The organism is Leifsonia sp. KNZ12-8B (assembly GCF_056755495.1).
In genome coordinates, this window is the sequence record NZ_JBPGXM010000111.1 from 1 (window position 1) to 12,607 (window position 12,607).

At 72.9% G+C, this 12,607-nt stretch carries 13 protein-coding genes, 1 tRNA gene and 1 pseudogene; 9 read left to right on the plus strand and 6 right to left on the minus strand.

Features of this window, described 5'->3' with window-relative positions; translation table 11 throughout:
• Window positions 1-21 precede the first annotated feature (21 nt).
• The 3 genes from ACR9ZG_RS14520 to galT are packed head-to-tail and all read right to left on the minus strand — an operon-like array spanning window position 22 to window position 3,261.
• Window positions 22-816 carry an MBL fold metallo-hydrolase gene (locus ACR9ZG_RS14520; protein WP_481285559.1) on the minus strand — a complete coding sequence of 265 codons (795 nt, stop codon included), beginning with the start codon at window positions 814-816 and terminating at the stop codon, window positions 22-24.
• Between the two features lie 46 nt (window positions 817-862).
• Window positions 863-2,023, minus strand: coding sequence for a galactokinase (gene galK, locus ACR9ZG_RS14525; RefSeq protein WP_481285560.1), 1,161 nt, complete (start codon window positions 2,021-2,023; stop codon window positions 863-865).
• Window positions 2,023-3,261, minus strand: a complete 1,239-nt coding sequence (galT, locus tag ACR9ZG_RS14530) for a galactose-1-phosphate uridylyltransferase (RefSeq protein WP_481285561.1) — start codon at window positions 3,259-3,261, stop codon at window positions 2,023-2,025. The genes galK and galT overlap by 1 nt, the downstream gene beginning before the upstream one ends.
• Window positions 3,262-3,342: 81 nt before the next feature.
• Between galT and ACR9ZG_RS14535 the strand changes: the two genes are divergently transcribed.
• Window positions 3,343-4,134, plus strand: a complete 792-nt coding sequence (locus ACR9ZG_RS14535; protein ID WP_481285562.1) for a DeoR/GlpR family DNA-binding transcription regulator — start codon at window positions 3,343-3,345, stop codon at window positions 4,132-4,134.
• A gap of 9 nt (window positions 4,135-4,143) precedes the next feature.
• Window positions 4,144-5,082 (plus strand): aldose 1-epimerase family protein, encoded by a 939-nt coding sequence (locus tag ACR9ZG_RS14540; protein ID WP_481285563.1) that lies wholly within the window; start codon window positions 4,144-4,146, stop codon window positions 5,080-5,082.
• On the opposite strand, the gene ACR9ZG_RS14545 is transcribed toward ACR9ZG_RS14540, so the two are convergent.
• Window positions 5,061-5,765 (minus strand): SDR family oxidoreductase, encoded by a 705-nt coding sequence (locus tag ACR9ZG_RS14545; protein ID WP_481285564.1) that lies wholly within the window; start codon window positions 5,763-5,765, stop codon window positions 5,061-5,063. The genes ACR9ZG_RS14540 and ACR9ZG_RS14545 overlap by 22 nt on opposite strands.
• A gap of 88 nt (window positions 5,766-5,853) precedes the next feature.
• Here ACR9ZG_RS14545 and ACR9ZG_RS14550 point away from each other — a divergent pair, with 88 nt between their 5' ends.
• Entirely contained in the window at window positions 5,854-6,426 is a 573-nt protein-coding gene (locus ACR9ZG_RS14550; RefSeq protein WP_481285565.1) for a TetR/AcrR family transcriptional regulator, read from the plus strand.
• Window positions 6,427-6,448: 22 nt separating this feature from the next.
• On the opposite strand, the gene ACR9ZG_RS14555 is transcribed toward ACR9ZG_RS14550, so the two are convergent.
• Window positions 6,449-7,543: a calcium:cation antiporter gene (locus ACR9ZG_RS14555; RefSeq protein ID WP_481285566.1), complete on the minus strand. Its 1,095-nt coding sequence runs from the start codon at window positions 7,541-7,543 to the stop codon at window positions 6,449-6,451.
• Between the two features lie 69 nt (window positions 7,544-7,612).
• Between ACR9ZG_RS14555 and ACR9ZG_RS14560 the strand changes: the two genes are divergently transcribed.
• The 3 genes from ACR9ZG_RS14560 (at window position 7,613) to ACR9ZG_RS14570 (ending at window position 10,722) form a co-directional block, all read left to right on the plus strand.
• Window positions 7,613-8,227, plus strand: a complete 615-nt coding sequence (locus ACR9ZG_RS14560; RefSeq protein WP_481285567.1) for a DUF4232 domain-containing protein — start codon at window positions 7,613-7,615, stop codon at window positions 8,225-8,227.
• Window positions 8,228-8,296: 69 nt separating this feature from the next.
• Window positions 8,297-9,544, plus strand: coding sequence for a chloride channel protein (locus tag ACR9ZG_RS14565; RefSeq protein ID WP_481285568.1), 1,248 nt, complete (start codon window positions 8,297-8,299; stop codon window positions 9,542-9,544).
• A 23-nt stretch (window positions 9,545-9,567) separates the two neighbouring features.
• Entirely contained in the window at window positions 9,568-10,722 is a 1,155-nt protein-coding gene (locus tag ACR9ZG_RS14570) for an RtcB family protein (RefSeq protein ID WP_481285571.1), read from the plus strand.
• A 2-nt stretch (window positions 10,723-10,724) separates the two neighbouring features.
• Here ACR9ZG_RS14570 and ACR9ZG_RS14575 read toward each other — a convergent pair.
• Window positions 10,725-10,797 (minus strand) — tRNA-Lys (locus ACR9ZG_RS14575).
• A 65-nt stretch (window positions 10,798-10,862) separates the two neighbouring features.
• Here ACR9ZG_RS14575 and ACR9ZG_RS14580 point away from each other — a divergent pair.
• From ACR9ZG_RS14580 to ACR9ZG_RS14590, 3 genes and pseudogenes are all read left to right on the plus strand, one after another.
• Window positions 10,863-11,501, plus strand: a complete 639-nt coding sequence (locus ACR9ZG_RS14580) for a DNA-directed RNA polymerase subunit beta (protein ID WP_481285569.1) — start codon at window positions 10,863-10,865, stop codon at window positions 11,499-11,501.
• 244 nt (window positions 11,502-11,745) lie between these two features.
• Window positions 11,746-12,333: an ECF RNA polymerase sigma factor SigK gene (gene sigK, locus ACR9ZG_RS14585; RefSeq protein WP_481285570.1), complete on the plus strand. Its 588-nt coding sequence runs from the start codon at window positions 11,746-11,748 to the stop codon at window positions 12,331-12,333.
• Window positions 12,330-12,607: pseudogene (locus ACR9ZG_RS14590) on the plus strand (anti-sigma factor); the annotation flags it as partial. The gene sigK and the pseudogene ACR9ZG_RS14590, both read left to right, overlap by 4 nt.

A 12,607-nucleotide genomic window follows, 5' to 3' on the forward strand; every position in this document is an offset into this window, starting at 1 on the left:
AGGAGGGGGAGGGGAGGCGAGTCAGCGGGGGTCGTGGACGACGATGAAGCGCTTGCGGGCGACGCGGCCGTCGGGAGAGGCCGGGAGGTCGTCGAGCGCCGGCAGGATGCGGTCCAGGATGCGCGGCGAGAGCGGCAGGCCGGGCTCGTCCGGCTGGTCCAGCGTCCCCGGCGGGTACGCGACGGCGGGGACGCCCGACATCTCGATGTGCGCCCCGCGGAGCTCGCGCACCGGCGCCGTGGGCGCCTCCCGGAACCGGATCAGCCGCTCGATCGTGGCGCGGTACTGCGCGAGATCGCGCACATAGAGGTGGCCGGGCAGGACCGTGTCTCCGGTGAACAGGATGCCGGTCGCGCGGTCGAAGAACACGACGGCGGACGGCTCGTGGCCGGGGCCGCCGATCACGTCGATCGGGCGCTGTCCGAGGTCGAGCGTCACGACCTCGTCCGGCCACTGCCGGAAGCCGAAGAACGCGATCACCTGCGCCGGCGTCGTGCCGACGACGGTCGCGCCCGGCCGCGGCCGCAGCAGCGCATCGCCCGCGATGTGGTCGCCGTGGGCGTGCGTGTGCGCGACGATCAGCGGGTAGGGGCGTGTGAACACCGCCGGGTTGCGGCGCAGCCACTGGTCGGTCAGCCGGGTCACCGTCGCGGCCAGCGGGAACCGCGCCTCGTCGGCGGTGGCCCCGGTGTCGAGCAGCAGCGATCGCTCGCGGCCGAACAGGAGGAACAGGAACGGCGCCTCCCAGTGCGACGCCTTGGGCTGGCGCAGCTGCGCCGTGTTCGCGTCGAGCCAGGTGATCTCGGGATCCGTCATCCCGGCCATTGTGGAACGCCCCGGTGTCCGGGAGGTGAACAGCCGCTCAGCTCTCCCGCTGGGCCCCCTGCGACGCGCGCACGGTGAAGACGTCCGGCTGGCCGAACGAGTGCTCCGCGAACGCGCCGTCGATCGCGACCTGCACGCGGCTGACCGCGTCGGCCGGGACGAGCGCGATGGCGGAGCCGCCGAAGCCGCCCCCGGTCATCCGGGCGCCGATCGCGCCGTTCGCCTGCGCGACCTCGACGGCGAGGTCGAGCTCGGGGACCGAGATCTCGAAGTCGTCGCGCATGGAGACGTGGGAGGCGTCGAGCAGCTCGCCGATCGCCGCCGGGCCCTGCTCGCGCAGCGTGCGGACCGTGTCGAGGACGCGCTGGTCCTCGGTGACGACGTGGCGCACGCGCCGGAAGGTCACGTCGTCGAGGAGCTCGCGGGCGCGGTCGAGGTCGGCCACCGACACGTCGCGCAGGGACTCGACGCCGAGGGTGTTCGCCCCGGCCTCGCAGGAGGCGCGGCGGTCGGCGTACCCGCCGGTCGCGTGGGCGTGCGTGACGCCGGTGTCGATGATGACGATCTCGAGGCCGGCCTGCTCCAGCCCCAGCGGCACGACCTGCGCGTCGAGCGAGCGGCAGTCGAGGAACACCGCGGCGTCGGCCTCGCCGAGCAGGGACGCGGACTGGTCCATGATCCCGGTCGGCGCGCCGACCGCGACGTTCTCGGCGCGCTGGCCGACCGCGGCGAGGGTCCGGCGGTCGAAGCCGAGCCGCCAGACGTCGTTCAGCGCGAGGGCGACGGCGCTCTCGATCGCCGCGGAGGACGACAGGCCCGCCCCGACCGGCACGTTCGAGTCGATGAGCAGGTCGAAGCCGGGCACGGCCTCCAGGTCGGCCCCGAACTGCCCGAGCGCCCACGCGACGCCGAGCGGGTACGCCGACCAGCCGCCGAGCACGTCGGGACCGAGGTCGTCGAGGTCGAGCTCGACCAGCTCGTCGGCGAAGGTGCTGCCGACGCGCACGCGGCGGTCCTCGCGCAGTCCGAGGGCCGCGACCGTGCGGCGGTTGATGGCGAAGGGGAGCACGAAGCCGAGGTTGTAGTCGGTGTGCTCGCCGATGAGGTTCACGCGGCCGGGGGCGGACCAGACGCCGTCGGGCTCGCGGCCGAACACCTCGGCGAAGTCGTCGCGGACGCCGGAGCGCAGATCGGTCATCAGTCGGCCTTTCGGGGGTTCGTGGAGTCGGTGCCGGTGGAGTCGGCGCCGGTGGAGTCGGCGCCCGCCGTCTCCGGCAGCACCGTCAGCAGGTCGGTCACCTGCACGGGCAGCTCGCCGACCGGCGACTCGCGGTCGGCGCGGTCGATGGCCTCGCGGATCGCGGCCGCCGCCGTCTCGGGCGGGATGTCGCCGATCCAGGCGCCCATCGCCGCCTCGGAGCCGGCGAGGTACTTCAGCTTATCCGCGCCGCGGCGGGGGGAGGTCAGCTGCAGCATGAGGCGGATCTCGTCGCGCCGGACGCCGACCGGCGCCTGGTGCCAGGCGGCGATGTACGGCGTCGGGGTGTCGTAGAGCGCGTCGACGCCCCGCAGCACCCGCAGGTACAGGGTGGCGAGCTCATCCCGCTCCTCCGCCGACGTCTCGGCGAAGTCGGCGACGTGCCGGTGCGGCAGGAGGTGGATCTCGATCGGCCAGCGGGCGGCGAACGGCACGAACGCGGTCCAGTGCCGGCCGGAGAGCACCACGCGCTCGGACGCGCGCTCGCGTTCGAGGATGTCGGCGAACAGCGTGGGGCCGTAGGCGTCGAGCGAGCGGATGAGCGCGTTCGTGCGCGGCGTGATGTACGGGTACGCGTAGATCTGGCCGTGCGGGTGGTGCAGCGTGACGCCGATCGCCTGACCACGGTTCTCGAAGGGGAACACCTGGCGCACGGCCGGCAGCGCGGAGAGCGCGGCGGTGCGGTCCGCCCACGCCTCGATCACCGTGCGCGCGCGCGACGGCGTCAGGCTGCCGAAGGAGCCGGTCGTCTCGGGGCTGAAGCAGACGACCTCGCAGCGGCCGACGGAGGTGCGGGTGCGGCCGATGCCGACGCTCGCCAGGTCGTCGAGACCCTCCGGCTGGTTCTCGTCCTCGAGCAGCGGCCCGAACGAGGGCGACTTGTTCTCGAAGACCGCCACGTCGTACAGGCTGGGGATCTCGGACGGGTTGGCGGGCGTGGCCGGGGCGAGCGGGTCGAGCTCGGCCGGGGGCAGCATCACGCGGTTCTGCCGGGCGGCCGCGATCGAGATCCACTCGCCGGTGAGCGGGTCCTGCCGCATGGTCGCCGTCGCCGGACGCGTCGCGGGCTCGCGGAGGTCGGGCGCGCGCTCGGGGTCGAGGGTCGTGTCGGCGTCGTCGTAGTAGATCAGGTCGCGGCCGTCGGAGAGGCGGTACGGGCGCTTGATGATGGAAGCCATGGCAGCCTTTCGTTTCCGAAAGCAAATGTAACCGGCAGCTTTCGTATTGACAAGCAAACGCAACCCGTTCAGCATGGCCTCATGGCCGATCCGCTGCCCGTCGCCGTCCGTCGCGAGCGGATGCTCGCGCTCATCGGCCGCGCGGGCTTCGTGCGGGTCGGCGAACTCGCCGAGGCGTTCCAGGTGTCGGACGTGACCATCCGCGGCGACCTCGACGCCCTCGACGCGGCCGAGAGCATCCGCCGCGTGCACGGCGGGGCGGTGCTCCGCGGCGCGGGGATGCGCGAGCCGAGCTTCGAGGAGGCGCTGGAGGCGTCCGCGGACGAGAAGCGCCGGATCGGCGCGGAGGCGGCCGCGATGGTGACCTCCGGGAGCAGCGTTCTGCTCGATGTCGGGACCACGACCGCCGCCATCGCGCGTGCCCTCGCCGACCGGGAGGACGTGGAGGACGTCACCGTGATCACGAACGGCCTCACCATCGCGCTGGAACTGGAGCGCGCCATCCCGCGGTTCCAGGTCGTCGTGACCGGCGGCACGCTGCGCCCGCTGCAGCATTCGCTGGTCGAGCCGCTCGCGGCCATACTGCTGCAGCGCATGCACGCGGACCTCGCCTTCATCGGCTGCACGGGGGTGCACGCGGCCGGGGGGATCACCAACGTGAACCTCCCCGAGGCCGACCTCAAGCGCGTCATGGTGGCCTCTGCATCCCGGGCGATCGTCGTGGCCGACGGCTCCAAACTCGGTCGCACGCATCTCGGCCGCATCGCGGGGATCGACGAGGTCGCCGGCCTGCTGACGGGCGAATCGGCTCCCGCCGACGAGGTGGAGGCGCTGCGGGCCGCCGGACTGTCGGTCACGGTGGCCGCGCCCTAGGCTGTGGTCATGCGCGCAGCCACCGGCGAACAGTACGAGCTCGAGTTCGGCGACCTGACCGCGACGGTCACCCAGGTCGCCGCATCCATCCGCACCCTCCGGGTCGCCGGGGTCGACCTGGTCGAACCGTATCCGGCCGACGCGCCGCCGCCCTCCGGCGCCCAGATCGTGCTCGTGCCGTGGCCGAACCGCGTCAAGGACGGCGTCTGGGAGCTCGACGGCCGGGAGCAGCGGCTCGCGCTCACCGAGCCGGCCGCCGGCAACGCCATCCACGGCCTCCTGCGTTACCGGCCGTACGAGCTGGTCGAGCGGACCGACTCCTCGGTCACCCAGCGTGCGCCGATCTACCCGGAGCTCGGGTACCCGTTCCAGCTGGAGACGAGGGTCACCCACGAGCTCGACACCGAGGGGCTCACCGTCACCCACACGATCGAGAACGTCGGGGACCGGCCGGCGCCGGTCGCGATCGGCGCCCATCCCTACCTCCGGATCGGTGATGTGCCCGCGGAGGAGCTGACCCTGACGGTCGCCGCCGGGCGCCACTTCGAGGCAGACGACCGGCTGAACATCACCGGGTCGTCGCCGGTCGAGGCCGGGTCGGCGCTCGACCTCTCCGCGGGCCGGCGGGTCAGCGAGCTGGAGCTGAACGACGGCTACGGCGACCTCCCCTCGCCCATCCAGCACGTGCTCGCCGCCGACGACGGCCGCCGGGTGGTGCTGTGGAGCGACGACGACTTCGCCTACGTCCAGCTGTTCACCCACCGGGCGTTCGCCACCAGGGCGCCGGGGGAGCCGGCCGTCGCGATCGAGCCGATGACCGCCCCCGCCAACGCGCTCAACTCGGGCGAGGGGCTGCGCTGGCTGGCCCCCGGCGGGTCGTGGACGACCTCGTGGGGCATCCGCGCCGAGGGCTTCGCCGGAAGCGCCTACCTGGCCAGCTGGGGGTAGAGCGCGCGGACGTCCTCGTGCAGGACGGACTTGACGTTCCGCGCGGTGTCGCCGACGACCGCCTCCGCGCCTCCCGCCTCGACGGTGTCGAGCGCCTCGGCGACGACGACCGCCGGGGGGACCTTCTCGTCCTCGACGTGCGCGGCCATCTCGGTGTCGACCCAGCCCACGTGCACGCCGACGACCTGGATGCCCGCGGGCGCGAGCTCCACCCGGGCGGAGTTGCTCGCCGACCACAGCGCCGCCTTGCCCGCGCTGTACGAGCCGACCGCGAGCCAGCTCAGTGCCGAGTGCATGTTCACGACGGCCCCGCCGCCGTTCTGCTCGATCACCGGGGCGAAGGCGCGGGTCACGAGGACCGGGCCCCAGAAGTTCGTGTCGAACTCCTGGCGGGCGACGTCGAGGTCGCCCGAGACGAGCGACTGGTTCACCGCGATGCCCGCGTTGTTGACGAGCACGGTGACGTCGGAGGCGGTCTCCGCGGCGCGACGGATGCTCTGCTCGTCGGTGACGTCGAGGGCGAGGGGCACCACGCGCGGATCGCTCGTGTCGACCGTCTCGGGGCGGCGGGCGGCGGCGTAGACCTTCGACGCGCCGCGCTCCAGCAGCGCGGCGACGAAGGCGGCCCCGAGGCCGCGGTTGGCGCCGGTGACGAGTGCGACGCGTCCGGTGAGCTCGGTCATGATGTCCTCCAAAAGTAAACCGATCTGTGTACCAGGCAGAGTACACAGATCGGTTTACTTTTCGCAAGCGCGCCCCTAGACTTGCCCCATGACCACAGCGGCAGCCTCCCGTCCCAAGCCGCGCGAGCGCGTGCTTGATGCGGCGGCCCGGCTCTTCGTCCGCGAGGGCGTCAACTCCGTCGGGGTCGACCGGCTGGCTCAGGAGGCCGCCGTCTCGAAGCGCTCGATCTACCAGCACTTCGACGGCAAGGACGCGATCGTCGCCGAGATGCTCAGCACCTGCGGCCCACAGGTGGTCGCCGCGTACTTCGCGTCGGAGGACTCGGGCACCCCGCGCGAGCGGGTGCTGCACGTGTTCGACGCGCTCCATCGCGCGGCCGAGGCGGCCGACTTCTTCGGCTGCCCGTTCGTCAACGTCGCCACCGAGCTGCGCGACCGCGAGCATCCGGCCGCCCGCGTGGCCCAGCACTTCAAGGGTGAGCTGACCGCCTATTTCCGTCGTCAGGCGGAGGCTGCCGGGGCGCGGTCTCCCGAGGTGCTCGCGGAGCAGCTCACACTGCTGTTCGACGGGGCGTCCGCCAGCGCCGCGCTCCGGGGAGGGACGCCTGACGCGGCCCGCCTCGCGGCCGAGCAGCTGTTCGACGCGGCCGTCGCGAGCTGAGGGCGCTGGGGCGCCGGCGCCGCTACGGCACGATCGACAGGAACAGGAAGGCCGCGAACAGCACCAGGTGGATGCCGCCCTGCATCCGCACCGCCCGACCCGGCATGATGGTCAGGATGCTGACGGCGACCGTCAGCGCGAACAGCACGATCTGACTCGCGCCGAGCCCGAGATGCAGCGCGCCGGGCAGCCAGATCGACGCGATGGCGATGGCGGGGATGGTCAGGCCGATGGAGGCCATGGCCGAGCCGAGGGCGAGGTTGAGGCTCGTCTGCATCCGGTTGCGGGAGGCCGCCTTGGCCGCCGCGATGCCCTCGGGCAGCAGCACGAGCAGCGCGATGATCACGCCGACGAACGACTGCGGCAGGCCGATGCCGACCACCGCGCGCTCGATCGGCGTCGACTCCAGCTTCGCGAGCCCGACGACCGCGACCAGCGCGACCAGGAGCAGCCCCAGGCTGATGAGCGCGGTGCGGGTGGAGGGTGCCTCCGCGTGCTCGTCCTCCTCGAGCGGCTTGCCCTTGGGTGTGACGGGCAGGAAGAAGTCGCGGTGGGCGAAGGTCTGCGTGAACACGAACATCCCGTACAGCGCCAGCGAAGCGACGGCGGCGAACACCAGCTGACTGGGCGAGAACTGCGGCCCCGGCGTCTCGGTGAAGCTCGGCAGCACCAGGGTGAGCGTCGCCAGCGCGGTCACCGTCGCGAGTGCGGTGCTGCTGCCGCGCGCGTTGAACGCGGTCATCTCGCGGCGCGAGGCGCTGAGCAGCAGGCAGAGCCCGACGATGCCGTTCATGGTGATCATCACCGCCGAGAAGACCGTGTCGCGGGCGAGCGTCTCCGAGTCCTTGCCGGTGGACATCAGCGTGACGATGAGCGCCACCTCGATGACCGTCACGGCGACCGCGAGCACCAGGGAGCCGAACGGTTCGCCGACCCGGTGGGCCACGACCTCCGCGTGCTGCACCGCCGCCAGCACGGTGCCCGCCAGGACGATCGCGATGACGGCGACCGCGACCGGTTGCAGCTCGACGGTCCAGAAGATCGCCAGGACGATCACGCCGATGACGGGGACGACGACCGCCCAGTTCCGTGAAATCCAACGTGTCGCGGTGCTCATGGCCCCCATCCTGCCAGCCGTCGGTGTGGTGCGCGCGCATCGCGCGGGCGACCTGCTGGGATGGGGAGCATGACCCGCACCCGGATCTCCTCCGTCGCGGTGGCCGCCGCCGTCGCCGTCACCGCCGTCCTCGCGCTCGCTTCCTGCCAGTCGAACGCGGGCCCCACCTCCTCGCCGGTCGCCTCGCCGACGCAGACGAGCACGGGAACCTCGACGCCCCGCCCCACCGGCACGAGCACCGCCGAGCCGGTCGAGGGACAGTGCGCGACGAGCGACCTGGCCGGGAGCATCGGCGAGGGCACCGGAGGCGCCGCAGGCAGCACCGGGGTCACGCTCGTGCTGACGAACAACGGCAGCGAGGCGTGCGACCTGCAGGGCTGGCCGGGCGTGTCCTTCGTCGGCGACGGCAACGGCACGCAACTCGGCGCCGCCGCGGAGTTCGACCGGAGCAAGCCGCACCCGACCGTCACCCTCCAGCCGGGCGGGACGGCCCAGGCGCCGCTGCAGATCGTGCAGGCCATGAACTACGACGAGGCGCAGTGCCGGCCCAAGCAGGCCGACGGCTTCCGCGTGTACCCGCCGGGATCGACCGAGTCGCTCTTCGTGCAGGACGCCGACTTCACGGCGTGCCAGTCGGAGTCGGTGAAGCTGCTGACCGTCGGGGCGCTCGTCCCCGGCGAGTAGCCGACGGGCGGCCGGCCGGCTGGTAGGCCGGTCGGCGCCGTGAGCCGCGGAGGGAGGCGGAGACGCGCCATGACCCCGCGCTGGCTGCTGCGCCTGGTCGTCGTCACGCTGCTGGTCGGCGTGGGCGCCGGGATCGGCGGAGCGCTCGTCGCGCTGCTGCTGCACGCCATCCAGCACCTGGCCTTCGGCTACTCGGAGGGCACCTTCCTGGAGGGCCTGCTGGAGGCGCCCCCGGTGAACCGGGTCGTCGCCCTCGCGGTCGCCGGTGTGCTCGGCGGCGTCGGGTGGTGGCTGCTGCGCGGCTGGGGGAGGCGAGACCCGCGACACGCGGTCGTCTCGGTCGAGGCGTCGGTGGGCGGAAGGCGGATGCCCGGCGTGGTGACGCTGCTGAATGCCGGCCTGCAGATCGTGATCGTCGGCCTGGGCGCCTCCATCGGCCGCGAGGTCGCCCCGCGCGAGGTCGCGGCGCTCTGGGCGGGCTGGCTGTCGGAGCGGGCGGGCGTCTCGGCGCGCGAACGGCGCATCCTCGTCGCGTGCGGGGCGGGCGCCGGACTCGCGGCCGTCTACGACGTCCCGCTCGGCGGGGCGGTGTTCGCGGTGGAGATCCTGCTCGCCGAGGTCAGCTTCGCCACCGTGGTCCCCGCGCTGGCGACCTCCGGAATCGCGGCGCTGGTCGCGCGGGCGGTCGTGCCGGCGAACCCGCTGTACGTCGTGGAGCAGGTGCCGCTGACGCCGACCATCGTGGTCTGGTCGATCCTGGCAGGGCCGGTGATCGGGCTGGCGGCCGTGGGATTCGTGCGCGCGGCATCGTTCGCCCAACGGCACCGGCCGAAGCGGTGGGGCATCCTGATCGTGATGCCGGTGGTCTTCGTCGCGATCGGCGTCGTCGCGCTGTGGTTCCCGGCCGTCCTGGGCAACGGGCGTGCACTCGGGCAGCTCGCGCTGGGCGCCTCCCTGCCGGTGCTGCTCATCCTGGCGATCACGCTGCTGAAGGCGGTCGCCACCGTCGGGACGATCGGCGCGGGCGCGGCGGGCGGCACACTGACGCCGTCGCTCGCGATCGGGGCCGGGCTGGGACTGGCGGCCGGAGCGCCGTGGCTGCTGCTCTGGCCGGGGGCGCCGCTCGCGGGTTTCGCCCTGATGGGTGCGGCGGCCTTCCTCGCCGTCACGATGCGGGCGCCGCTGACGGCGCTGGTGCTGGTGCTGGAGTTCACGAACCAGGGGCCGGCGCTGCTGGTGCCGCTGATGCTGTGCGTGGCGGGTGCGGTGGGAGTGGGGTACCTGATCGAGCGCGGGCGGGTGACGGGGGTGGCGTGAGGGCTACAGTCCCTCGCGTGGCCATGCACAAGCTCGGCGGGCGGCTGTACAGCTGGGCGTCCCTCCTCGACGACCAGACGCTCGCGCAGGCGCGCACGACGGCGTCGCTGCCGTTCGTGCGGCCGCATCTCGCGCTGATGCCCGACGCGCACCTGGGCAACGGCGCCACGGTCGGCAGCGTCATCCCGACCGTCGGCGCGATCATCCCCGCTGCCGTGGGCGTCGACATCGGCTGCGGGATGATCGCCGTGCGCACGCAGTACCGGGCGGACGACCTGCCACGCGACCGGCGACCGCTGCGTGAGGCCGTCGAGCGGGCCGTTCCGCTGTCGCCGGGGCACTACAACGCTCGTGTGGCGGCCCCCGCCCGCGTGCGCGTCGACGAGCTGCGGCGCCTGGCGGAGGACGCGCGGTCGTACGCCGCGAACTGGGAGCTGCAGCTCGGCTCGCTGGGCTCGGGAAATCATTTCATCGAGGTCTCGCTCGACGAGGAGGACCGCGTTTGGCTGTTCCTGCACTCGGGTTCGCGCGGCGTCGGCAACAGGATCGCGCAGCGCCACATCCAGGTGGCCCAGGAGGCCGCGCGCCGCTCACGCGTGCCCCTCCCGGACCGGGACCTGGCCTTCCTGACCGAGGGCACCCCGGAGTTCGACGCGTACCTGCGCGAGCTGCGCTGGGCGCAGCGGTTCGCGCTGCTCAACCGCGAGGAGATGATGGACCGGCTCATCGCCTGCTTCGCCGACTGGACGGGCGGCGAGGTCGTGGAGCATGAGCGCATCAACTGCCACCACAACTACACGGAGCGTGAACGTCACTTCGGCGAGGACGTGTGGCTCTCGCGCAAAGGGGCGATCGACGCCGCGGAGGGCGTCGCCGGCCTGATCCCCGGCTCGATGGGCACCCGCAGCTACGTCGTGACCGGCCGTGGCAACCCGATGTCGCTGAACTCGTCGCCGCACGGCGCCGGCCGGGCGCACTCCCGCACCGCCGCCCGTAAGCGCTTCACGATGGAGGAGCTGGAGCGCGACATGCAGGGCATCGAGTGGCGCCGCACGTCCGCCTTCCTCGACGAGATCCCGGCGGCGTACAAGGACATCGACCGGGTGATGGCGGATGCGGCCGACCTGGTGGAGGTGCGGCACGTCCTCCGGCAGATCGTGAACGTGAAGGGGGATTGAGGTGGGCCCCGTGGGGCTCGAACCCACGACCCGCGGATTAAAAGTCCGATGCTCTACCGACTGAGCTAGAGGCCCTCGCCTCCAATCTATCGTGGATCGCCAGCCCGCCGCGCCGCGGGCCGGTGGGGGAGAATGGGGGGATGTCCGACCGCGCTGACCGTTTCCACAAGCCGACGCTGTTCCCCGGCGGGATGTTCGAGGGCTTCCTCGGTGGGGAGGATCCGGCGCAGATCAGCCGGGTCGCGCACGAGACCGCGCGGGCGCTGCTCGCCCGGGTGCGCGAGAACCCGGACGCCGAGATCGTGGACCGGCTCGTCGCGTACACCGACCAGCACGGCATCGACGCCATCGCCGAGCTGTGGTCGCGGTCCAACGCCAAGAGCCTTCCCGGCGCGCTCTGGCGCATCTACCTGCTGCGGCTGCTGATCCGACAGGATGCCGAAGGGACCGCATACCTGTACCAGCGCGGCTCCGAGGTGCTCTCCTCCATCGACCCCGTCGTCGCGGGCGCGCCCAACCCGACCGGGCCGGCTGAGATCACCGAGCTCGCCGACCGGATCCTGCGCGGACTGTTCGAGGGCGACTTCGCGGTCGCGCTCGACCGCGCCGCCGCCTTCTGCCGGGTCGCCGCGGCCGGGGCAGCCTCGGTGGCGGACGACCGGGATGCGCTCGACCCGGAGCGGGGGAGCGAGCTCACCACGCGCGCGCTGCGCTTCACCCGGTTCGCGGAGGAGCTGGGCGCCTGCGCCCGGCTGTGGCGGGCGGATTCGCTCGACTGAGCCGGTCCTCCACCGGCTCCGCGCGCGGGTCAACCCCGTCGGGCCGGGTTCCGTTCTCCCGTCGCGAACGCCACGCCGTGGACGAGCGGGCGGCCTCCTGTACTATTGATGGAGCCGGGCCGCAGTAACCCCGGGCTCCAAAACTTGCCGCTCCGAGCGGCCTCGCGCCGAGAGGCGTTCTGCGGCCCGGCACTTTCATGCCCGGCATCGCCGATGCCCGGCTCGTGCGACGAGCGGAGACGACGTGGACGACGTTCCCGCCGACGCCGTGCCCGCCGACACGGTGCCAGCCGACCTCGATGCGCTGCTCGTCGCGACGGCCTCCGGCGACCAGCGCGCGTTCTCGGACTTCTACGACCGCACGGCCCCGCGCGTCCTGGGCCTGATCCGCCGCATCCTGATCGACGCCGCCCAGTCCGAGGAGGTCGCGCAGGAGGTCTTCCTCGAGGCGTGGCAATCCGCCGGGCGGTTCGATCCGAATAAGGGTCGAGCGGTCACGTGGATCATGACCATGGCCCACCGCCGCGCCATCGATCGGGTCCGTGCGTCGCAGGCGGCGCACGACCGGGACACCGTGGTGGGGGTCCGCGACCTCCCCACCGCGTACGACCAGGTGGCCGAGACGGTCGAGGTGCGGGTCGAGCACGAACGGGTGGAGGAGGCGATGGCCGTGCTGAGCGAACAGCAGCGGGAGGCCGTCGCGCTCGCCTACTACGGCGGGCTCAGCCAGAGCGAGGTCGCGGCCAGGCTCGGGATCCCGCTCGGCACAGCGAAGACACGGCTGCGCGATGCGATGATACGGCTGCGCGAAGAATTGGGGGTGACCACATGACCGACGAACACCGCGAGACGCAGCGGGACCGCCTCGGGCGCACCCTGGGCGCCCGCGACGACCGCGAGGCGGAGGAGTTCGAGGCGGTCGCCGCCGAGCTCGGGCTCGCGGCGGACCCGGTCGCGCCCCGGCCGGAGCTGAAGGCCGCGCTGTTCGCGCGCATCGCCGAGACGCCGCAGCTGCCGGCGACAGAGGCGTCGCCCGCATCCGGTGAGGCCGGCGGAGCCGCGGTCGTGGCCGCGCCCGCGCCTGCCGCATCCACCCCGTCCTCCGC

What these genes read in the sequence shown, in the direction of transcription:
- ACR9ZG_RS14520 (WP_481285559.1), bottom strand. Translation starts at nt 816, where the DNA reads ATGACGGATCCCGAGATCACCTGGCTCGACGCGAACACGGCGCAGCTG.
- galK (WP_481285560.1), bottom strand. Translation starts at nt 2,023, where the DNA reads ATGACCGATCTGCGCTCCGGCGTCCGCGACGACTTCGCCGAGGTGTTC.
- galT (WP_481285561.1), bottom strand. Translation starts at nt 3,261, where the DNA reads ATGGCTTCCATCATCAAGCGCCCGTACCGCCTCTCCGACGGCCGCGAC.
- ACR9ZG_RS14535 (WP_481285562.1), top strand. Translation starts at nt 3,343, where the DNA reads ATGGCCGATCCGCTGCCCGTCGCCGTCCGTCGCGAGCGGATGCTCGCG.
- ACR9ZG_RS14540 (WP_481285563.1), top strand. Translation starts at nt 4,144, where the DNA reads ATGCGCGCAGCCACCGGCGAACAGTACGAGCTCGAGTTCGGCGACCTG.
- ACR9ZG_RS14545 (WP_481285564.1), bottom strand. Translation starts at nt 5,765, where the DNA reads ATGACCGAGCTCACCGGACGCGTCGCACTCGTCACCGGCGCCAACCGC.
- ACR9ZG_RS14550 (WP_481285565.1), top strand. Translation starts at nt 5,854, where the DNA reads ATGACCACAGCGGCAGCCTCCCGTCCCAAGCCGCGCGAGCGCGTGCTT.
- ACR9ZG_RS14555 (WP_481285566.1), bottom strand. Translation starts at nt 7,543, where the DNA reads ATGAGCACCGCGACACGTTGGATTTCACGGAACTGGGCGGTCGTCGTC.
- ACR9ZG_RS14560 (WP_481285567.1), top strand. Translation starts at nt 7,613, where the DNA reads ATGACCCGCACCCGGATCTCCTCCGTCGCGGTGGCCGCCGCCGTCGCC.
- ACR9ZG_RS14565 (WP_481285568.1), top strand. Translation starts at nt 8,297, where the DNA reads ATGACCCCGCGCTGGCTGCTGCGCCTGGTCGTCGTCACGCTGCTGGTC.
- ACR9ZG_RS14570 (WP_481285571.1), top strand. Translation starts at nt 9,568, where the DNA reads ATGCACAAGCTCGGCGGGCGGCTGTACAGCTGGGCGTCCCTCCTCGAC.
- ACR9ZG_RS14580 (WP_481285569.1), top strand. Translation starts at nt 10,863, where the DNA reads ATGTCCGACCGCGCTGACCGTTTCCACAAGCCGACGCTGTTCCCCGGC.